Raw genomic sequence first — 19,652 nt, forward strand, 5'->3', positions numbered from 1 at the left:
CTAGTCCACCGACAGGAGCAGGGCATCGCCTTGGCCGTAGCCCCCGCAGATGGCCGCTGTCCCCAGCCCACCACCCTGCCGCCTGAGGCCGTTTGCCAATGTCATCACCAGCCGTGCGCCGCTGGCGCCCAGCGGATGGCCGATGGCAACTGCCCCACCAGCGACATTGGTGCGGGCGCGGAGGACTTCAGCCTCGCGAGGATTGTCCTTCGCCAGGCGCAGTGTGCTGACCAGCGGTGTGGCGGCGAAGGCCTCGTTGATCTCGATGCGGGCGAGTTCCCCCGGCGTCAAACCCGAACGATCCAACAGCTTCAGGATGGCCTTCGCCGGGGTGGACGTGCCGGTGGTGGGACCGTCGGCGACCTGGGCATAGCCTATGATCTGTGCCAAGGGTTCAGCCCCACGGCTCTCGGCGAAGCGGCGGGACGCGAGAACGAGGAAAGCCGCGCCGTCATTGAGCCCGGGCGCATTGCCCGGCGTGACGGTCGGGCTTCCGTAGACCGTTTTGAGGGTGCTGAGTTTTTCCCGACTGGCATCGGCGCGGGGCGACTCATCCACGCTCACCTCGCCGACGGGAAAGATCTCGCCTTCGAAATAGCCCTCGGCCTGGGCTGCGAAATAGCGCTGGTGGCTGGCGAGCGCCCATTCGTCCTGCGCGGCGCGATCAATGCCGGCCCGCAACGCCTCTTCGCCGGTATAAGCGGCAATCGCCTTGTCGAGGAAATCGGCGCGCAGGAGCAGCGGGTCGGAGACCGCAACGGGTCCGGGCCGTGCACCCCTCTGCCGCGGCCAGAGGAACGGCGTGTTGCTCAGGCTCTCGAACCCGCCGCAGACGATGAGGTCCGCGTCGCCATTGCGGATATCCCGGTAGGCGAGGCCCACCGCCGTCATGCCCGAGCAGCAGGCGCGGTCCACGGCCAGCGACGGTGTGGTCTCGCGCAGTCCGGAGCCCAGGAGCAGGGCCTGGCGCGCGGGCGTGAGCACGCCGGCACCGATCATGCCCACCCCGGCATAGACCATCTCCACGTCCGCAGGCGCCGCCTCGCTCTTGCGGAGCGCCTCGGCAATCGCCATTGTCGCCAGCTCAATGGCGGACCGGTCCTTGAGGGCACCGCCAAAGCGGCCGAAGGGCGTGCGGGCATAGGAGAGGATAACGACGTCGCGGTCGCTCTTCATCACGCAGTTCCTCCGCCTTCCAGCTGCGTGCGCAGTGCCGCCTTGTCGATCTTGCCATTGGCCGTGCGCGGCAGATGCGGCACGAAATGCCATCGCCGCGGCGCGCGTATGCCGAGCTTCGGCCGGGCATGGGCCTCGCACTGCTCACGCGTCAGCGCCGCCCCGTCCTCAGGCGCCACGAAGGCCACGCAGATCTCGCCGAACTGGTCGTCGGGCAAGCCGATGACCGCCACCTCCTGCACGCCCGGGCAACTCGAGAGGCACGCTTCGACTTCGGCCGGATAGATGTTGAAGCCGCCCGAGATGAGCATCTCCTTCGAGCGGCCCACGATATGGATAAGGCCGTCGCTGTCCCGGCGGGCGAGGTCCCCCGACCACAGCCAGCCATCGCGCAGCACCTTGGCGGTCTCCTCCGGACGATTCCAGTAGCCGCGCATCACATGCTCTGCCTGGATGGTGATCTCGCCGATCTCGCCGGTGGGGACTTCTTTGCCGCGCTCGTCGCGCAGTACGATATCGACGAAGCTGTAGGGCCTCCCGATGCAGCCGTGCCTCAGCGTACCATCCGGCGCCAAGTGCTCGGCGGCGGTTAGGAAGCTGCAGGTCATCATTGCTTCGGTGAGGCCGTAGTTGTGCGTGAGCACATCGCCCCAGCGCGTCAGGGCCTTTGCCAACGTGTTGCGCTGGATCGCCTCCGCCCCATACCCGACCCAGCGGATGCTCGACAGGTCGTATGAGTCAATGTTGCCGGCGTTCAGGATCCGGGTGAGCACGGTGGGCACGCAGCTGAATGCGGTCACCCGCTCGCGCTCCAGGGTCGGCAGCAACTCACCCAGCGCGCCACCCGGCACCAGCACATTGGTCGCGCCGCGCAGGAGAAACGGAATGGCATAGGTGCCGCTGGCATGGGTCAGTGGGCCGATATGCGCCAACCGATCGCTCGACCTGATATCGCGATCGACCAGCATGTTCTTGTAGACGCTGAGCCAATTGCGATGGGACAGCATCACCCCTTTGGGCACGCCCGAGGAGCCCGACGTGTAGTTGATCGAACACAGCGCGTCATAGTCGTCCGGCGGGTTAGGCGCGCCTGCTTCCGTCGCCAGCAGGGTGCGCCAAGCCGGGCCGCCCTCGGAACCGCCATCCACGTCGACAACCCATAAGCCGGTGATGCCCTTGAGCCGTTCGATGGTGGCGGCGTCGGCGAAAACGGCCCGGGCCCCGCAATCATCCAGGATCCGTTGCACCTCGTAGGCGGTATAGCGGGCATTGAGCGGCACACGGACAAGGCCCGCCTGTTCCAGGGCGAGCTTCAAGATCAGGTACTCGGCTCTGTTGGCCATGAACAACCCGACGCGGCTGCCGCGTTCGAGCACCGAGCCGAGCCCGGTGGAGAGCCGTGCGACCATGTGCTCGAGCTCGGCAAAGGTCCAACGCCGGTCGCCATCGACCAACGCGGTGCGGCCCGCATAACGGCGGAAGGCGTTACGGAGATGGGCATCGACGCTCAAGATGCGTCCTCGGCTGGAATGTGCTGCGAGAGAGGAACCGCCGCGGCGATGAAATCCGCGATCTCGGCGATGGGCGTGCCGGACAGGAAGACCTTGGCCACGCCGGCATCCAGCAGGGCAGGGATGTCCTCCTGCGGAATGACGCCGCCGGCGACCAGGATGATATCGTCCGCCCCGGCTTCGACCAGCAGCTGCCGGACCTTCGGAATGAGAACGTTATGGGCGCCCGACAATATGCTGATGCCCACCACGTCCACGTCCTCGTCTATGGCGGTGCGCACGATTTGCTCCGGTGTGCGGCGGATGCCGGTATAGATGACCTCCATTCCCGCCTCGAGAAGCCCGCGCGCCACCACCCTGGCCCCCACGTCGTGGCCATCCAGGCCGACCTTCGCCATCAGGACACGGATTTTGCGGGACATGATCTCGGAAGGTTCCTCAACACCATGCCCCAAGCATTTCGCCATCGCCGCGGCGAACGCCAATAAAGTGTTTTTATGTTGCACATAATGAGGGGTGAACCCGCTCGGCGAAGCCGTTTCAATTTCGATATCCAAAAGAGTGAATTCAAATCTATCTGATAGTGCGAAGTGGCTCCTCTTGCTAAGTCCATTTATTCAAGAAGCAGAGGCAACCAGACGGGCGACGGCAACGTCGCAGGCACAGGCCTAAATGCTCCGACTATCTCCGCTTCATCTAATGCAAACACGTTGAGGCGCACGTGGCAGCGCAGTGGAGGGCGGCGCGGGCGCAGGTTCGATACCAGGGAGGGACCAAATGGATCGGCGTTCTTTCATCACGGCGACCGGCGCGCTCGCCATCGGCTCGGTTTCGGCGGCTACATTGGCCACACCGGCCATCGCGCGCGGGGAGCAGGTTTGGCGAATGGTCACGACCTGGCCGAAGAACTTCCCCGGGATGGGGGTTGGCGCCCAGCGGCTGGCCGACCGCATCACGGCGGCGTCTGACGGTCGCCTGACCATCCAGGTGTATTCTGCCGGCGAATTGGTGCCGCCCCTCCAGTCCCTGGATGCCGTTATCGACGGCTCGGCCGAAATGAGCCATGGCGCTGCCTATTACTGGCAGAACAAGAGTCAGGGTCTCAATTTCTTCACTGGGGTCCCTTACGGAATGACGTCGCGCGAATTGTCCGGTTGGATCCAATATCTCGGCGGTCAGGAGATATGGGACGAGATTTACGATCAGTTCGGGGTGCAAGGATTCCTGTCGGGCGACACGGGAACCCAGGCGGGCGGCTGGTTCCGCAAGGAGCTCCACGGTCTCGAAAGCCTGCAGGGGCTGCGTTTCCGCAGCCCTGGTCTCGGCGGCCAGGTGTGGGCCAAGCTCGGGGCGACGGTGACGAACATGGCAGGGGGAGAAATTTTCCAAGCGCTGCAGTCCGGTGCCCTCGACGCGGCTGAATTCGTCGGGCCCTACAACGACCTGGCTCTCGGTCTCTACCAGGTCTGCAAGAACTACTACCTCCCAAGCTTTGTCGAACCCGGTGTCGCGACCGAGCTCGTGGTCAGCAAGGAGAAATTCCAGGCCTTGCCCGCCGATCTTCAGGCCATCATCAAAGACTGCTGCCAAGCGGAATACGACCAGATGGCTGCCGACTTCCAGGTCAATGATCCGCGCGCGCTCCGCACTCTTGTCAGCGAACACGGCGTCAAGGTTCTTCAGTTTCCGGACGAGATTCTCAAGGCCGGGGCGAAGGCCTCGGCGGAAATCATAACGGCGTTGCGGGACTCGAGTGATCCGCTCACCAAGAAGGTGACCGAGAGCTATATCTCCGCGCTGGCCACCATGCGCGAGCGCGCCGAGCGCACCGAAGTGCCCTATCTCCAAGCACGCGAACGGTACTTTTCCCTCTGAGCACTGAACGACATTTGAAGGCCCGGAGCCGCTCCGGGCTTATGTCTTCGGTTGCTTGCAAGGGGAGGGCTGTCGTCGCATGCAGGAATGCAGTTCACAGCAGAGGCGGACTTGGAGTTTCCTGTTCGCCAAACTGGCTGTCGCGGTCGTCATCGCAATTTGCGCCGTCAACAGGTGGGCCGGGACCATATTGTCCTGGCTGTCGCTCGCCGTCGTTCTCGTGTGCTTCACCGTGGTCGTGCAGCGCTATGTGTTCGCGACCAGCCACATCTGGATGCAGGACCTATACGTGTGGCTCAACGGTGCGATGTTCACCGGGGTTGCGGGCTATGCGCTGCTGCGCAATGACCATGTCCGGGTCGATATTTTCTACCGTCCCGCGGCAACCCTCACCAAGGCCTTGATCGACCTTACTGGCGTGGTTCTGTTTCTCCTGCCTTTCTGCTGGGTGGTTTCCGTCTATGCCTGGCCGTTCATAGCGCGGTCATGGCGCCTCCAGGAAGCTTCCGCCATTGGCGGCGGGATGCCAGGATTGTTCATCCTGAAAAGCTTCATTCTCGTCTTCTCGGGCCTGCTTGCTCTGCAAGGTATGGCGATTGCCCTTCGCAGCATCCTGGTTTTCGCGGGGCGCGAACACCTGCTTCCCGCCGAGCTGCGATATGAGAACAATGGGAGCTCTCACTGATGCAGCCAGTGCTCCTCGGCGAAATCCTCGCCGGCTTGATGTTCTTCGGCATTATCGGCCTCCTCATGCTGGGGTTTCCCGTCGCCTTCTCCTTGGCCGGCGCCTCGTTGCTGTTTGGCTTGGCCGGCGCTTTTCTCGGCGTGTTCGATCCATCGAATTTCAGCAGCCTTGCCGCACGCTATATCGGTTTTATGACCAACGAAGTGCTGGTGGCGGTTCCGCTATTCATCTTCATGGGCGTCATGCTCGAACGGTCGCGGATCGCGGAGCAACTGCTGCTCACGATGGGCAAGCTCTTCGGCAATCTGCGCGGCGGCCTGGGCATATCGGTGGTCGTCGTCGGCGCCATGCTTGCGGCGTCGACGGGCGTTGTCGGCGCCACGGTCGTGACAATGGGTCTGATTTCGCTCCCCGCGATGCTGCGGGCCGGCTACGATCCGAAGCTGGCTTCCGGCGTCATCTGCGCATCGGGAACACTGGGGCAGATCATTCCTCCCTCGACCGTGCTCATTTTCATGGGCGATATGCTGGCGGGCATCAATGCGCAGGTGCAGATGACCAAAGGCAATTTTGCCCCGACCCCCATTTCCGTTGGCGACCTCTTCGCGGGAGCATTGTTCCCTGGTCTTCTCCTCGTTTCGCTCTATCTCTCCTGGGTGGTCCTGAAGGCAATTGTTGCGCCTGCATCCTGTCCGGCAACGCCCGTACCCGCGGAGGAAAGGAAGCACCTCTTTCGAGACGTCCTGGTCGCTCTCGTGCCACCACTCCTGCTTATCGTCGCGGTGCTCGGCTCGATCCTTGGGGGTATTGCGACAGCAACGGAAGCCGCAGCGGTGGGCGCGGTCGGAGCCATGGTCCTCGCTGCCTTGCGGTGGCGGCTCTCGTTAACGGTGCTACGCGAAGCGGCCATTTCGACCGCCACCATCACATCCATGGTCTTCGTCATCCTGTTCGGAGCGTCGGTCTTCTCGATCGTCTTTCGCCTGATGGGTGGCGACAATCTGGTTCACGAGCTGCTTTCCGCCCTGCCGGGCAAGGAGATCGCCGCCGTGGCGGTGGTGATGCTCATCATGTTTCTGTTGGGCTTCATCCTCGACACGTTCGAGATCATCTTCATCGTGATCCCCGTCACCGCGCCGATCCTGCTCCATTTGGGCGTCGACCCGCTTTGGCTGGGCGTACTGGTCGGGGTGAACCTGCAAACGAGCTTCCTCACGCCGCCTTTTGGATTTGCGCTCTTCTACCTGCGCGGTGTTGCGCCGGCGAGCTTGACCACCGGAATGATCTACAAGGGGATCATTCCCTTCACATGCTTGCAGCTGTTTGCCATTGCCACCATGTTCGCCTTTCCGGAATTGGCGACTTGGCTTCCGCAATGGCTCTATCGTTGAAAGGATCGGGTGAGCGGTCGTGGAAATCGCGCGGCTGCAGCGACGCTGGCGTCACCCCATGATGGGCACGGGGCACGCAATGGCAGCTCTATGCCTCCGCGGTGAAGCCTGCCGTATTGATCCCGGCGACCGCACAGATCTCGTCGTTGTCAGAGGTATCGCCGGTCACGCCGACTGCGCCGAGAAGCTCACCGTCCTTGCGCACCAGAACGCCGCCGGGCACCGGGACGATCTTTCCCCCGGACACGCCAGAAAGGCCTTGAAAGAAATGCGGGCGATCGATCGCCATCTGGGAAACAGTCCGCGATCCGACACCGATCGCCAAAGCGCCATAGGCCTTGCCGAAGGCGATCTCGAAGCGGAGCATTGACGCACCGTCCTGACGTTGGAAAGCAATGAGGTGGCCACCTGCGTCAAGCACGACGACGCCCAGCGGTTTCAAGCGCAGTTCGGCGGCCTTCTGAAAGGCGGTTTCGATAATGCGATTCGCATCAGGCAGCGTCAGCCGGCTCAACTCTTTCGTTCCTCGTTCTATCGGGTCCAAACTGCTTTCGATCATAACGGCCGAAAGCAATTCTTCCATCGAAGAGATTTGAAACCGGACTTTTGCAATTCGCAAACATCGAACCCGGCAGCGTTCCGGGTCGGTCCCTAGGCAAAAGCTCGTTGCCGCTGCATCGGGGCGTGACGGCTGCTGACGAGCTCGAACAGGATGTCGCGCAAAGCGATTGCAGCGGGAGACAACTGGCTCGCCTCGAGCATCCGCAGCTCGATGGACGGCAGCTTGGGCAGGTTGAATGCCGAGCCCACATCGCGCATGCCGTCCGGGACCCGATGGCTCGCGCGGGCTGTTATCCCGTGCGAGGCGCGGACGGCGGCCCATATGCCGGGAAGGCTCGGGGTGGTCAGCGCCAGACGCCAGCGCAGCCTTCTTATCTCAAGCGTGCGTAGAGTAAGCTGCCTGAACAGGCAGGGGTGGTCGAAGACCACGAGCGGAATAGGCTCACCATCCCGCGGCCTGGCCAATTTTTCGCCGCCGAACCATTTCATCGGCAGCGATGCGACATGGATGCCATGCGTATCGGAGCCCTGCGGAAAATAGGCAAAGGCGACATCGATGCGCCCGGCACGCACCTCCTCTTCCAAAGCGTGGTTTCGGCCCGCACGGACCTCCAGATGGACGCCGGGCATGTGGCGCGAAAACCGCAAGAATGCTTCGGGCATGAGGTCGTCGAAGAAATCCTGGGGAATTCCCATCCGTACGGCCGCTTCACCCGTCGTCGCGCCCAGCGACAAGGCCGCTTCATCATTGAGCGCGATGATCCGGCGCGCATATGTCAGGAGTGCCTCGCCTGCCTCGGTCGTGACAAGGCCGCGGCCTTGCCGACGGAACAACGGCTGGTTCGCCTGCTCCTCCAGCTTCTTCAACTGCATGCTGACTGCCGATTGCGATCGGCCGAGGTAGGATGCGGCACGCGCGAAGCTCCCCATCTCGATGCCGACGACCATCGTGCGCAGAGCGTCCATGTCAAAGGTGGGTCTCATTTCCGTTTTCCGGGATTACCACTTCAAATCTATCTGATAGTCGAAATTATCTGCCTTCGCTAGTATCCCTCGACAAGAAGGAGATCACTGCCAGCGCCAGGGTGCTGGGCGCGTGATCTGAAGCCCTGATGGATCAGGCGGTCGCGCGGTGCGCGACCGAATCTGATCGGGCGGCAAGGGAAGCTCATGGCACAGAATTCCACGGGGACGCCTATAGGCTTCATAGGGCTCGGCACCATGGGCGAGCCGATGGCGCGGAGAATGGTGAAGGCGGGCATACCGCTGCTGGTGTGGAACCGTTCGCCATCGAAGTGCGGCGTGCTGGCTGACGCTGGAGCCGCCGTCGCCCGAGACCCGGCCGAGGTCTTCGGGAAGTGCGAGACCGTGATTTCCATGCTTGTGGACGGTGCGGCGCTGGATGCGGTGCTTTCGCGCGGTCATCCGGCTTTCGGCGAGAAGGTTGAAGGCCGCAGGCTGGTCAATATGGCCACGACGGCTCCCACCTATTCGCGGGCGCTCGAGCGCGACATTCATGCGGCGGGCGGGGCCTATGTGGAGGCGCCGGTGTCCGGTTCGCGCAAGCCCGCCGAGGCTGGGGAACTCGTGGCCATGCTAGCAGGAAGGCCAGAAGAGGTGGCCACAGTGCGGCCACTCCTCACGCCGATGTGCCGCAACGCGATAGCCTGCGGTCCTGTGCCCAACGCCCTCTATATGAAGCTGGCGGTGAACCTGTTCTTGACCGCTATCGTGACCGGGCTTGCCGAGTCGACACATTTCGCGGCGCGCCATGGCCTCGACCTTGCGCAATTCGTGGCCGTGCTCGACGCCGGGCCCCTGGCCAGCGACGTGTCACGGGTGAAGGCGAAAAAGCTTCTCGATCAGGATTTCGCCGTGCAGGCATCCATCACCAATGTCATGGAAAACGTGCGGCTTATCTTCGAAGCCGCGCGCCAGGCCGAGATCGCGTCGCCATTGCTGGACACGTGCCATGCACTCTTTCAGGAGAGTCACGCCCTGGGGCTGGGCGATACCGACATGGTGGGGGTGATCCGTGCGATCGAGCAACGCACCGCCGCGCTCACGTGACGCTCAGTAAAGCAAAGCCCGCCGACCGCACGGCCAGCGTGCCAAGGAGGAGTTGAGAATGAACATTTACCCCGCAGGCACGAGGCCCTCGCGCCGTGGTGCGGAGGAGCACTTCACCGGTACCGTCTGGCGCGAGCAAATCATAGAGGCGCCGGCGCCGGCGCGGGTATGCGCAGGCTTCGCCCGGTTCGAGCCAGGCGCGCGGACGGCCTGGCACACCCATCCCCTCGGCCAGACATTGTGTGTCTTGTCCGGCATCGGCCGGGTCCAGAGCTGGGGTGGTGACATCCGGGAAATCCGCGCCGGAGACGTGGTGTGGATCCCTCCCGGTGAAAAGCACTGGCACGGTGCCAGCCCGACGACGACCATGGTCTATATCGCAACCCAAGAGGCGCTCGACGGCATCCACGTGACCTGGATGGAGCATGTGACGGACGAGCAATACGGCGCTGCGGGGGCCTGACGCCGGCGCAATCGCGATTTCAAAACTGGGTGACTGTCGAAAGTAGACGACGGCGATAGCGTCGCGTTGTTCAAGCAGCGCGCTGGGGAGAGTTCGTATTCTCGCGGAGGAATTGCCGATGCCAAAGAATATTCAATGCACGTTTAGCGTCGACGTAGACGCCGTTGCTGGTTTCCTCGGTTCTTGGGGAGGGGCAGACTCTCTCTACGACATCCAGCGCGGGGTCTTCTCCGTCGAGGTCGGGACCCCAAGAGTGCTCAGGCTTTTCGACAGGCTGGGCATCAAGGCGACTTGGTTCATTCCCGGTCATACGATCGAATCATTTCCCGACCACACCAGGATGATCGCGGACGCGGGGCACGAAATCGGCGCCCATGGCTATTCGCACGAGCCTCCTGTCGGGCTTAGCCTCGAGCAGGAAGAAGACATCCTCAAGAAGACGATAGAGTTGATCGAGAAGTACTCCGGCAGGAGGCCTCGCGGCTACTCGGCGCCGTGGTGGGAGCCGTCCGCCCACACTTTCGACCTCGCCCTCAAGCACGGCTTCGCTTATGGCCACACGCAGGCCTATCACGATTTCCTGCCCTTCTATGCACGCACGGGAGAGGCCTGGACCAAGGTCGATCATTCCAAGCAAGCAGCGGAATGGATGAAGCCGCTGGTGCATGGCCGGGAGATCGATCTGGTCGAGATACCGACCAACTGGTATCTCGACGACTTGCCGCCCCTGATGTTCATCAAGAAGGCACCCAATAGCGGCGGCTGGTTCAATCCTCGCGATATCGAGGAATTGTGGCGTGATCAGTTCGACTGGGTCTATCGGGAAATGGATTACGCTGTCTTCCCGATCACCATCCATCCCGATGTCGCCGGCCGGCCTCAGTTTCTCCTCGTGCTCGAGCGCCTCATCTCGCACATAAACGCGCATCCCGGCGTGCGCTGGCTGACAATGGAGGACGTTGCCGAGGACTTTCGTCGCCGGCATCCATTCGAGGGGCGCTGAGGCGGTGCCGCTTGAACTGCAAGACCTGCCGGACGTCGACGCTCCGGGCGGCGACGGCGGGCTTCGCGATGTGCTCTCCGCCCCGGTCGGCGACGATACCGCCGCCTACGCGATCGCAATGCGGCAACCGTTCGACCAGCTGAGACAGGCTGCGGCGCAAGTGGCCGGCATTCTTGCACTGGCAGCGGCCGGGAGCCGAACGGCTTCGCCGGACCATCCGATGCTCGCGCTCGCCCGCCAGGCCTACGAGGAGGCGGTGGATGCTATCCGCTCGACAAAGTCCCCTCGGCAGGCGGCGCATCACCACCGGCACATGTTGCGGGCGGTGAGCTTCATTGGACGCGCGCTGAACGAAGCGAGGGCGACGGCATGCTCCGGGGGCGTGGTCGATGTCGACAGAGTCCTGCCGCCGCTGCGCATCGGCTGGCAGGAATTGCAATGGACGGCCGGCGCTCTTCCCGGATTCGAAGTCGTGGCCTTCAACCAGGCGTGTTGTGCCCACCACGGGCGACAGGCGCCCTAGACGCGAGAGGGGGCAATGGGCACCTATTCAATCTGGGTTCTGGAATACGGCTATACCAGCGAGTTCCCGAAAGCGATCACCGTCCACGGCGCCTTCGGCGAAAGCATCCGCTTCTCCTACGCTTATGTTCTCATCAAGGGCAATGGCCATGTCGCCATGGTGGATGTCGGTTATGACAACACCGCCTACGGTAAGGTGCTGAACGATCGCTTTGGGATCGAGAACTGGCATTCGCCGCGAGATGTGCTGAGCGCCTGCGACGTGGCGCCCGAGGATGTCTCCCATGTGTTCGTCACCCACGCCCATTTCGACCATTTCGGCGGCTCCGAACACTTCCCCAACGCCGTTTTCTACCTGCAGGAGCGCGAGCTTTCGAAATGGATCTGGGCGATGGCCCTCGACCGCAAGTTCCGCTGGCTGACCGCCGCCATCGACGCCAACGATATCATGCGGGCGGTCAATCTGGCACGGGAAGGCCGGCTCGTATGCGTCGACGGTGCGCGGGAGGACGTGCTGCCGGGGATCGACCTCTTTCCGGCGCACGACACGCACACGGCCGGCTGCCAATACGTTCTCGTCCGCAACGACGGCAGACCTGAGAGCTCCGACGGCTGGATCCTGGCGGGCGACCTCGTCTACCGGTTCGAGAACCTCGTGGGCAGCGATGAGAACGACCCCTCCTATCTCCCGATCGGACTGGCGACCGGCAGCCAGACCAATCTTCTCCTCGCCACCGACGAGATGCTGACACGGGTGGGCGGGGACCCGCGGCGGATCATCCCCGTCCATGAGGCGCGCCTCAAGGACGCATTTCCCTCCCGTCGAACAGCCGCGGGCCTGCACATCGTCGAGGTGACGCTCGGTGCAGGCCAGACGAGCCTGGTCGCATAGCTGAGGCCATCATGATCTACGAGTTTCGCACCTACAGGCTCCGCCCTCGTGCGCTTCCTGAATTCCTCGGGCTGTTCGGCGATGCGCTGCCGCGACGGGAGCAATTCTCCAAGCTTGCCGCGTTCTGGTACACCGAGATCGGGCCGCTCAACGAGGTCATCCATGTGTGGCCCTACGAGAATGCGCTCGAGCGCACACGCATCCGCGCCGAAGCGGTGAAGGCCGGCGTCTGGCCCCCGGCGACAGGACATCTCATCCTGGACATGAAGGCGGAAGTCTTCGATGCCCTGCCATTTTCACCTGCACTCGATCCGTCCGACCATGGCCCGTTTTTTGAGATGCGGACCTCGACGCTCAAGCCGTTCAGCATTCCGACCATGGTCGAGCGCTGGAAGGACAGGATCGCGGCTCGTGCAGAGCTGTCTCCCCTGATCGGCGTCTTCTCATCCGATATTGGCGGCCTCAACCGGTGGATGCACATCTGGGCCTACAGAAGCCTCGATGAGCGAGACGTGATACGGAAGCGGGCCGAGGAGCAGGGCATCTGGCCGCCGCCGGAAGAAAGTCCGGCGATGGACGAAGAGAGCAAAATTCTGCTGGCAGCCCCGTTCTCGCCAATCAAGTGAAAGCGATACATTCGCCCCTTCACCACTCGATGCAACCTCCACCCCAACTCGCGAGCAATCTCTAGAGCGCATCCGCTCTTCTTCGAATCGCGGATCCGCTTCAAGTTCTTGCTGGGTCGCATTTTCTTCACGCGAACCGGTATCCACTTCGCTCGAAAATGCTCAAAACACGATCTCACAACCCGCTTGACCGCCAGTGCAATTCCGTTCACCGATAGTCCCAAGTCGGGAAGAATTGCGTGGACCTACGACAGATCCAATACTTCGTTGCTCTCTACGAAGAAAAGAGCATCACCAAGTCGGCGCGACGGCTCCACGTGGTGCAGCCCGCGGTCAGCATGCAGATACGGCGCATCGAGGTGGACTACGGCGTGACGCTGTTCGAGCGGACGTCGGCCGGCGTGTTTCCCAATGACACGGCCGCGGCGATCTACCCGACATGCATCGAGATCCTCGCCCAGGTCGAGAAGGTGCGCCAGACCCTGCGGCAGGGTTCGGGCAAGCTGTCGGGCCGGCTTTCGGTCGGCGTGCCGCCCTCCATCGCCCACGGCATTCTGGCGCCCCTGCTGCTCGAGTTTCGCGCCAAGCATCCTGGCGTGCATCTCGCGGTGCACGAGGGCTATAGCGCCCACCTCGTCGACTGGCTGCTCCAGGGTGATCTCGATTTCGCGATCTTGAGTGAATACGAGGAGGACAAGCGCCTGCGCCGGCAGCCGATCGCCACGGAAGAGCTGCGGGTGGTCGGCAGCACGGAGGCAGCCTTTCCCGGCGACATGATCACCGGCAAGCAGCTGCTCGACTTCAAGCTGGTTGTGCCCTCGTCCAAGAACCTGATCCGCATTCTGCTCGAAGCGGAATTCGACCGGGTAGGGCTGGACTTCGTGCCGGCGATGGAGGTGGATTCCCTGGCGACCGTATTCGCAACCATCCGCGATCCGGAATGGGCGACGATCCTGCCGGCTTCGGCTATTGGGGCGACGCACACAGCCAGCGGCCTGCGCAGCCTGAAGCTGGTGGAGCCGACGATCCGGCGAACCCTGGTCGCGACATTCCAGGCGCACAAGTCTTCTCACCCGGCGACGCCCTATTTCATAGCGGCGCTGAAGGAGGCCATCATCGCGGTGGGCGGCATCGAGGCGACCACATAAAGCGGTATGATGCGCCACATCAGAAGATATTAGTCGACTGGCTCCAGGGCGCTAACGCACAGTGCCCATGCCCGGGAGGCCGCCGCCTCCGGCCATGTGCGGGGGCTTGAGCGTGCAGAAGCTGAGCGTGCAGAAGAACAGCCATTCGGCCGGCGAAGAGCCGGTCGACATCTTCACGATGGTGGTGCTGCGCCGGCGGTTCGAAGCCATCATCCGTGAGATGATCAACGCGCTGTTTCGGTCCGGCCGGTCCGGCGTGCTGAACACTGCCATGGACTTCTCCTGCAGCCTCACCGATGCGAAGTTCCAGTCGATCAGCCTTGCGCTCGGCCTGCCCGTGCATGTCGGCGCGATCGACCTCATCCCCCGGGCGATCGCGGCAAAGTTCGGTGACGATATCCATCCCGGCGACTGCTTCGTCAACAATAGCGGTTATCTCGGCAATACCCATTGCGCGGATTTCACGGTCTGCGCGCCGGTCTTCGTGGAGGGCGAGATCGCCTTCTATGTGATCGCCCGTGCCCATCTCGGCGATATCGGCTTTCCCACCCCCACCACCTACGGTCCGTTGTCGCGCGACGTGTATGAGGAAGGGCTGATGCTGCCCTGCGTGCGGATCCAGAAGGATTACCGCGACGTCCCCGAGGTGATCGATATCTGCAAGGCCAATATCCGCGTGCCCCAGCAGTTCTATGGGGACTATCTCGCGGTCCTGGCGGCGGTGCGCACGGGCGAGGCGCGGCTCGCCGCTTTGTGCGCCAAATACGGCTTCGCGACCGTGAAGTCGTTTCTCGATGCTTTCCAGGACTATGCGGAGAAAGTGGCCATCAGCGCCATCGGCGCGCTGCCGCGCGGCAAGGTCACCAAGGAAATGCTCTATGACTCCGAAACGGAGCTTTATCCGGATGGCATCCCGATCCGCGCGACCATAGAGGTTGACCCGGATGCGGGGCTCGTGACCGTGGATCTGCGCGACAATGTCGACAATCTTCCGCTCGGCATCAACATGACCGAGAGCACCACCATTGCCGCCTGCATGACCGCGGTGCTGAACGTGCTCGGTCCAGACGTGCCGCGCTGTACCGGCTCGTTCCGCCGCATCCGGCTGCTGATGCGCGAAGGGGCGGCGATCGGCAAGCCGCGCTTTCCGGCCGCGACGTCAGCGGCGACCACCAATCTGTGCCATGCCCTGATCCCACATCTGCAATCGATGTTTGCCGAGCTGGGCGGCGACCTCGGCACCGCCTATGGCACCATCGGCATGCCCGGCTCCTGCGCCGTGGTCAGCGGCGAAGATCCGCGCGTGCCGGGCAAGTCGTTCGTGAACCAGCTGATCATGGGCTATTGGGGCGGGCCGGCCATGCACGGCCATGACGGCTGGCTCACCTATGGCAGCGGCGCTTCCCAGGGGATTCTCTGGCAATCCAGCGTCGAGGTGGTCGAGCAGCAGCAGCCGATCATCATAGAAAAGCTCGAGGTCCGGGAGGATTCGGCCGGCGCCGGCCAATGGGAAGGCGCGCCGGGGGCCCTGTGCGTCATCCGCCCGCGGCTGGGAGCGGTGCGGTTCATGGTGAACTCCGCCTCGCGGACGCATCCGCCCCAAGGGGTGCGCGACGGCCACCCGGCCGCGCCGATGCGGATCGCGCGCATCGATGCGGAGGGTGAGCGGCACGATCTGCCCATTTCCGTGGATACGACGCTGATGCCGGGGGAGAAACTGCTTTCGGAAGGCTGCGGCGGCGGTGGCTATGGCGACCCGCTGACGCGCGATCCCGAGCGCGTCCTTGAGGCTGTGCTTGCCGGCCGCATCTCGCGCCAGCGCGCCGAGAAGATCTATGGGGTGGCGATCCGCGCCGAAGGCTCACGCCTACGCTTCGATCCCGAGGCCACGGAGAGCCTGCGCCAAGCCCTCAGACGTGGCGGAGCCGAGCTATGACCATCGAGATCGCAGTCGATGTGGGCGGCACCTTCACCGATCTCGTCTTGCGGGAAACGAGCGGTCGTGTGCGCGCCTTCAAGGCGCCGACGACCCCCGGACGGATCGTCGATGGGATCCTGAACGGGCTCGACCTGGTCGCCCGTGCCTATGGGCTGGAGCGCCGTCGCCTGCTCTCGGCCTGCTCCAAATTCGCCTGCGGCACGACGGCGGCGACCAATGCGATCCTAGAGGGGACCTATGCCCGCACCGGCCTCATCTGCACGGAAGGGTTCCGCGACACGCTGCTGATCCGTGAAGGCGGCAAGCAGGACACCTACGCCATCGCGGTGGACTATCCCCAGCCCTATATCCCGCGACACCTGACCTTCGGCGTGCGTGAGCGGGTGAATGCGGAAGGGGGCATCGAGCTGCCGCTTGATGAAGGCCACGTGGCCGAGGTGATCAACCGACTGAAGGCGCAGGAGGTGGAATCCATCGCCGTCGCCCTGCTCTGGTCCATCGCCAATCCCGATCACGAGCTGCGCATCGGCGCGCTGCTCGATGAGCACTGGCCGGAGATCCCCTACAGCCTCAGCCATCGCACCAGCCCCACCTTGCGCGAGTACCGCCGCACCTCGGCAACCGCCATCGATGCTTCGTTGAAGCCGCTGGTGAAGCGCGCGGTGAGCGAGCTGGAGGAAAACCTGCGCGCGGCGGGGCTGACCGGCGTGCTGACACTGGTCACCTCGTCCGGCGGCCAGACGTCGGGCGAGGAGGTGATGGCGCGACCAATCAATCTGTGCCTGTCCGGCCCCTCCGCCGCGCCCGAAGCGGCCCGCTCCAGCCTTCGGGCGGAAGCGGCCGAGACCTGCAATGCGATCGTCGTCGACATGGGCGGCACCAGCTTCGACATCAGCATCATCAACGATTGGGAAATCCCCATGCACCGGGAAGGCGTGATTGCCGGGCACGCCTTCGGGGTTCCATCGGTGGAGGTGAAGACCATCGGCGCCGGCGGCGGCTCCATCGCCCGGGTGGATGCGGGCGGCTTCATTCATGTGGGCCCGGAAAGCGCCCGCTCCATTCCTGGGCCCGCCTGCTATGGGCGTGGTGGGACCCGGGCCACGGTGACGGACGCAAACCTGGTGCGCGGTTTCCTCGATGCGTCGAGCTTTGCCGGCGGCACCATGGCGCTTGCGCCGGAGCGCGCGGTGGCGGCCATCGAAGCCGATGTTGCGCAGCCGCTGGACCTCTCGGTGGACGAGGCCGCAAGCCTGATCGGGCTCACCGTCGAGCAGAACATGGTCGCCGCCATCGAGGACATCACCATCCGCCAGGGTGTTGACCCGCGCGAATATGTCATGGTGGCGGGCGGGGCCGCGGCCGGTCTGCATGCGGTGCCGATCGCCCGCGAGCTCGGCATCCGTCGGGTGGTCGTGCCGCCGGTGGCGGGCGTCCTCAGCGCCTTCGGCATTCTGGTGAGCGACATCCGGTCGACCTTTTCGCGCAGCCTGCCTGCCACCACCGACCGGTTCGACTATGCCGCCGTGAACGATACACTGGCAGCGCTCGACGCCGAGGCCCGCGCCTATCTCGACCGTATGAACGTGTCCGAGCAGGCGCGCGAAGTGCGCTTCTCGGTCGAGGCGCGCTATCGTGGCCAGGTCTGGCAGCTCACGCTCAATCTCGCGAATGCGCGGATCAAGGACGATGCGGCCCTTGCCGCCCTGATCGAGGATTTTCACCGGCTGCACGAGCGGCATTATTTCGTGCGCAGCACCGATCCGGTCGAGTTCACCGAATGGTCGGCGATCGCCGTGGGCAGGCTTCCCACCGGCCGCCTGGAGCATGAGACGGCGCGCGACGGCAGCCTCGAAGCCGCACGCAAGGCGCCACGCTCGGTCTATATGCGCGAAGTCGGCGGCCGGGCGAAGGTCCCGGTCTTCGATGGAACGCGCCTTGCACCGGGGATGCGCATAGAGGGGCCCGCCTTGATCGATCAGCCGCTGACGACGGTGGTGCTCTATCCCTCGACCGCAGCTTCGGTGACCGCCAATGGCAGCCTGTGGATCGATCTCTCCTGAGGCCCGGGGAGGCCAAGATGAGCGCGCGTGAAACCACAATCTATCTCAATGGTCGCTTCCTTCCCGAGAAGGAGGCGACGGTATCGGTCTTCGACCGCTGCTTCCTCTATGGCGATGGCGTCTTCGAGGGCATCGCCGTGTGGGCGCGAGCGCCATTTCGCCTCAAGCCGCATCTCGACCGGCTGAGGGATGGCCTTGCCTATCTGCGCATCGCCAACCCCCATGACGACGAAGGCTGGGCGGCGCTGATCGAGCAGACGATCGCCGAGAACGCCATGGAGGATGGTTATCTCAGGCTGCAGATCAGCCGGGGTGAGGGCATATCGTCAATCAAATGGGAGCCGCGGCTCCTTCGCAAGGCCGAGCCGAATGTGACGATCATCCCCATCGTCGGCTTCAAGGATTACTACAAGGGCCTGATCGCGGAGAAGATGGAGAGCGGCCTGCGCGCCATCGTGCTGTCGAGGCCGCGCGTGCCCTCCGCCTCGCTGCCTTCCGGCACCAAGCACTGCAATTATCTCAACAGCGTGCTCGGCGCGATCGAGGTCACCTCGTCCGAGGCTGATATCGGCATCGCGGTCGACCGGGAGGGCTTCGTCACGGAAGGCATCGCCTACAATGTCTTCGGTGTGAAGGACGGGCGCCTGTTCACAGCACCGCTCAACCGCGACATCCTGCCGGGTATCACCCGCTCGGTGGTCATCGAAATCGCCCGCGCCGAGGGGCACGAGGTCTCGGAAGAGCTTTTCGACATCTTCAGCCTGAGCGCGGCCGACGAGGTCTTCATCTGCTCGACCCTCGAGCTTGCGGTACCCATGGTCGAGATTGCCGGGCGCAAGATCGGTTCTGGCCAGCCGGGGCCGATTGCCAAGAAATTCGGCCGGCTGCTGGTCGAGACAATGGAGCGCGAGGCGCGGGCGTGGCATGCCGAGCGCCAGCGTGCAAGGAGGAGCGCATGAGCGATTTCATCGACCTGAAGGGCAAGACGGTGCTGGTGACCGGCGGCTCGCGCGGCATCGGCGAGGGGATCGTGCGCGGCCTCGTGGCCGAAGGCGCCAATGTGGTGCTGAACTATACCTCGAGCCGCGAGCGGGCGGAGGCGATCGCCGACGAGCTCGGCCGCGACCGATGCCTCCCGGTCCAGGCGTATATGGACCGCTGGGAGGATCTTGATCGGCTCTGGGCCGAGGCGGTGGCCTGGAAGGGCCGTATCGATGTGCTGGTGAACAATGCCGCCGTCCGGCAGCCGGTACCCATAACGGCGCCCAGCAAAGAGTGGGACGAGCACTGGATCTACACGCTGCGGGTCAATCTGGTGGCCACCGCCCATCTCTCCCGCATGGCCGTGCTGCACTTCCAGGAGACGGGCGGCGGCATCATCATCGGCATATCGGCGCGCATCGCGGTGCGGGGTGACCGGCCCGACTTCTTCCACGATGGCGCGTCCAAGGGCGGCATGAACTCGCTGCTGCGCGGCATCGCCCGCTTCTATGCCAAGGACAACATCCAGACCTACATCCTCTGCGTCGGGGTCATCAACACCAAGCAGGCCGACGACATGCTGAACATCTATGGCGCGGAGGAGATGCTGTCCGAGATTCCCTTCGGCCATTTCGGCACGCCGCAGGACGTGGCCAATGTGGTGGTGTTCTGCGCGAGCGGCAGGGCGCGGTATTCGTCCGGCACGACGATCGACGTCACCGGCGCCTCGTTCATCCATTGACCCT

General features: G+C 63.8%; 19 protein-coding genes. 14 read left to right on the plus strand and 5 right to left on the minus strand.

All coding sequences use genetic code 11. The features are described 5' to 3' along the window. Genes E4P09_RS22705 through E4P09_RS22715 form a run of 3 tightly spaced genes read right to left on the minus strand, consistent with a single transcriptional unit; the run spans position 1 to position 3,109 of the window. The gene (locus tag E4P09_RS22705) at positions 1-1,176 is read right to left on the minus strand and encodes a thiolase family protein (protein ID WP_170984589.1); all 1,176 of its coding nucleotides are present in this window, start codon (positions 1,174-1,176) and stop codon (positions 1-3) included. After that, positions 1,176-2,687 carry a class I adenylate-forming enzyme family protein gene (locus E4P09_RS22710; RefSeq protein WP_137391944.1) on the minus strand — a complete coding sequence of 504 codons (1,512 nt, stop codon included), beginning with the start codon at positions 2,685-2,687 and terminating at the stop codon, positions 1,176-1,178. The genes E4P09_RS22705 and E4P09_RS22710 overlap by 1 nt, the downstream gene beginning before the upstream one ends. Then, a complete protein-coding gene (locus tag E4P09_RS22715) occupies positions 2,684-3,109 on the minus strand; it encodes a cobalamin B12-binding domain-containing protein (RefSeq protein ID WP_137391945.1) in 426 nt (141 codons plus the stop codon). Before E4P09_RS22715 ends, E4P09_RS22710 begins: the two co-directional genes overlap by 4 nt. 355 nt (positions 3,110-3,464) lie before the next feature. On the opposite strand from E4P09_RS22715, the gene E4P09_RS22720 reads away from it, so the two are divergent. The 3 genes from E4P09_RS22720 to E4P09_RS22730 all read left to right on the plus strand — a co-directional run bounded on the left by E4P09_RS22720 (position 3,465) and on the right by E4P09_RS22730 (position 6,638). After that, complete coding sequence (locus E4P09_RS22720; protein WP_137391946.1) at positions 3,465-4,562, plus strand: TRAP transporter substrate-binding protein; 1,098 nt, start codon at positions 3,465-3,467, stop codon at positions 4,560-4,562. Between the two features lie 79 nt (positions 4,563-4,641). Then, positions 4,642-5,247: a TRAP transporter small permease subunit gene (locus E4P09_RS22725; RefSeq protein ID WP_137391947.1), complete on the plus strand. Its 606-nt coding sequence runs from the start codon at positions 4,642-4,644 to the stop codon at positions 5,245-5,247. Continuing rightward, entirely contained in the window at positions 5,247-6,638 is a 1,392-nt protein-coding gene (locus tag E4P09_RS22730; protein WP_137391948.1) for a TRAP transporter large permease, read from the plus strand. The genes E4P09_RS22725 and E4P09_RS22730 overlap by 1 nt, the downstream gene beginning before the upstream one ends. Positions 6,639-6,726: 88 nt before the next feature. Here E4P09_RS22730 and E4P09_RS22735 read toward each other — a convergent pair whose 3' ends face one another. After that, positions 6,727-7,152: a GlcG/HbpS family heme-binding protein gene (locus tag E4P09_RS22735; protein ID WP_137392129.1), complete on the minus strand. Its 426-nt coding sequence runs from the start codon at positions 7,150-7,152 to the stop codon at positions 6,727-6,729. 137 nt (positions 7,153-7,289) lie between these two features. Then, positions 7,290-8,183, minus strand: a complete 894-nt coding sequence (locus E4P09_RS22740) for a LysR family transcriptional regulator (RefSeq protein WP_137391949.1) — start codon at positions 8,181-8,183, stop codon at positions 7,290-7,292. Positions 8,184-8,369: 186 nt separating this feature from the next. Between E4P09_RS22740 and E4P09_RS22745 the strand changes: the two genes are divergently transcribed. The 11 genes from E4P09_RS22745 to E4P09_RS22795 all read left to right on the plus strand — a co-directional run bounded on the left by E4P09_RS22745 (position 8,370) and on the right by E4P09_RS22795 (position 19,648). Next, on the plus strand, positions 8,370-9,269 hold the full coding sequence (locus tag E4P09_RS22745; RefSeq protein ID WP_137391950.1) for an NAD(P)-dependent oxidoreductase: 900 nt from the start codon (positions 8,370-8,372) through the stop codon (positions 9,267-9,269). Positions 9,270-9,327: 58 nt separating this feature from the next. After that, positions 9,328-9,732 (plus strand): (R)-mandelonitrile lyase, encoded by a 405-nt coding sequence (locus E4P09_RS22750; RefSeq protein ID WP_137391951.1) that lies wholly within the window; start codon positions 9,328-9,330, stop codon positions 9,730-9,732. A 118-nt stretch (positions 9,733-9,850) separates the two neighbouring features. Then, entirely contained in the window at positions 9,851-10,735 is an 885-nt protein-coding gene (locus E4P09_RS22755; protein ID WP_137391952.1) for a polysaccharide deacetylase family protein, read from the plus strand. A gap of 4 nt (positions 10,736-10,739) precedes the next feature. Then, a complete protein-coding gene (locus E4P09_RS22760; protein ID WP_137391953.1) occupies positions 10,740-11,258 on the plus strand; it encodes a hypothetical protein in 519 nt (172 codons plus the stop codon). A gap of 15 nt (positions 11,259-11,273) precedes the next feature. After that, the gene (locus E4P09_RS22765) at positions 11,274-12,149 is read left to right on the plus strand and encodes an N-acyl homoserine lactonase family protein (protein ID WP_137391954.1); all 876 of its coding nucleotides are present in this window, start codon (positions 11,274-11,276) and stop codon (positions 12,147-12,149) included. An 11-nt stretch (positions 12,150-12,160) separates the two neighbouring features. Then, on the plus strand, positions 12,161-12,775 hold the full coding sequence (locus E4P09_RS22770; protein WP_137391955.1) for an NIPSNAP family protein: 615 nt from the start codon (positions 12,161-12,163) through the stop codon (positions 12,773-12,775). A gap of 239 nt (positions 12,776-13,014) precedes the next feature. Next, positions 13,015-13,923, plus strand: a complete 909-nt coding sequence (locus E4P09_RS22775; protein WP_137391956.1) for a LysR family transcriptional regulator — start codon at positions 13,015-13,017, stop codon at positions 13,921-13,923. A 112-nt stretch (positions 13,924-14,035) separates the two neighbouring features. Further along, on the plus strand, positions 14,036-15,859 hold the full coding sequence (locus E4P09_RS22780; protein WP_239025328.1) for a hydantoinase B/oxoprolinase family protein: 1,824 nt from the start codon (positions 14,036-14,038) through the stop codon (positions 15,857-15,859). After that, positions 15,856-17,925 (plus strand): hydantoinase/oxoprolinase family protein, encoded by a 2,070-nt coding sequence (locus E4P09_RS22785; RefSeq protein WP_137391957.1) that lies wholly within the window; start codon positions 15,856-15,858, stop codon positions 17,923-17,925. Before E4P09_RS22780 ends, E4P09_RS22785 begins: the two co-directional genes overlap by 4 nt. A gap of 17 nt (positions 17,926-17,942) precedes the next feature. After that, positions 17,943-18,884 carry an aminotransferase class IV gene (locus E4P09_RS22790; protein WP_137391958.1) on the plus strand — a complete coding sequence of 314 codons (942 nt, stop codon included), beginning with the start codon at positions 17,943-17,945 and terminating at the stop codon, positions 18,882-18,884. Then, the gene (locus E4P09_RS22795) at positions 18,881-19,648 is read left to right on the plus strand and encodes an SDR family NAD(P)-dependent oxidoreductase (RefSeq protein ID WP_137391959.1); all 768 of its coding nucleotides are present in this window, start codon (positions 18,881-18,883) and stop codon (positions 19,646-19,648) included. The genes E4P09_RS22790 and E4P09_RS22795 overlap by 4 nt, the downstream gene beginning before the upstream one ends. Positions 19,649-19,652: the final 4 nt, after the last annotated feature.

The organism is Rhodoligotrophos defluvii (genome assembly GCF_005281615.1).
GTDB lineage: Bacteria > Pseudomonadota > Alphaproteobacteria > Rhizobiales > Im1 > Rhodoligotrophos > Rhodoligotrophos defluvii.

Excerpts from the sequence above, each read along its gene's own strand:
- E4P09_RS22705 (WP_170984589.1), bottom strand. The coding sequence starts at position 1,176 with ATGAAGAGCGACCGCGACGTCGTTATCCTCTCCTATGCCCGCACGCCC.
- E4P09_RS22715 (WP_137391945.1), bottom strand. The coding sequence starts at position 3,109 with ATGTCCCGCAAAATCCGTGTCCTGATGGCGAAGGTCGGCCTGGATGGC.
- E4P09_RS22720 (WP_137391946.1), top strand. The coding sequence starts at position 3,465 with ATGGATCGGCGTTCTTTCATCACGGCGACCGGCGCGCTCGCCATCGGC.
- E4P09_RS22725 (WP_137391947.1), top strand. The coding sequence starts at position 4,642 with ATGCAGGAATGCAGTTCACAGCAGAGGCGGACTTGGAGTTTCCTGTTC.
- E4P09_RS22730 (WP_137391948.1), top strand. The coding sequence starts at position 5,247 with ATGCAGCCAGTGCTCCTCGGCGAAATCCTCGCCGGCTTGATGTTCTTC.
- E4P09_RS22740 (WP_137391949.1), bottom strand. The coding sequence starts at position 8,183 with ATGAGACCCACCTTTGACATGGACGCTCTGCGCACGATGGTCGTCGGC.
- E4P09_RS22745 (WP_137391950.1), top strand. The coding sequence starts at position 8,370 with ATGGCACAGAATTCCACGGGGACGCCTATAGGCTTCATAGGGCTCGGC.
- E4P09_RS22750 (WP_137391951.1), top strand. The coding sequence starts at position 9,328 with ATGAACATTTACCCCGCAGGCACGAGGCCCTCGCGCCGTGGTGCGGAG.
- E4P09_RS22755 (WP_137391952.1), top strand. The coding sequence starts at position 9,851 with ATGCCAAAGAATATTCAATGCACGTTTAGCGTCGACGTAGACGCCGTT.
- E4P09_RS22765 (WP_137391954.1), top strand. The coding sequence starts at position 11,274 with ATGGGCACCTATTCAATCTGGGTTCTGGAATACGGCTATACCAGCGAG.
- E4P09_RS22770 (WP_137391955.1), top strand. The coding sequence starts at position 12,161 with ATGATCTACGAGTTTCGCACCTACAGGCTCCGCCCTCGTGCGCTTCCT.
- E4P09_RS22785 (WP_137391957.1), top strand. The coding sequence starts at position 15,856 with ATGACCATCGAGATCGCAGTCGATGTGGGCGGCACCTTCACCGATCTC.
- E4P09_RS22790 (WP_137391958.1), top strand. The coding sequence starts at position 17,943 with ATGAGCGCGCGTGAAACCACAATCTATCTCAATGGTCGCTTCCTTCCC.
- E4P09_RS22795 (WP_137391959.1), top strand. The coding sequence starts at position 18,881 with ATGAGCGATTTCATCGACCTGAAGGGCAAGACGGTGCTGGTGACCGGC.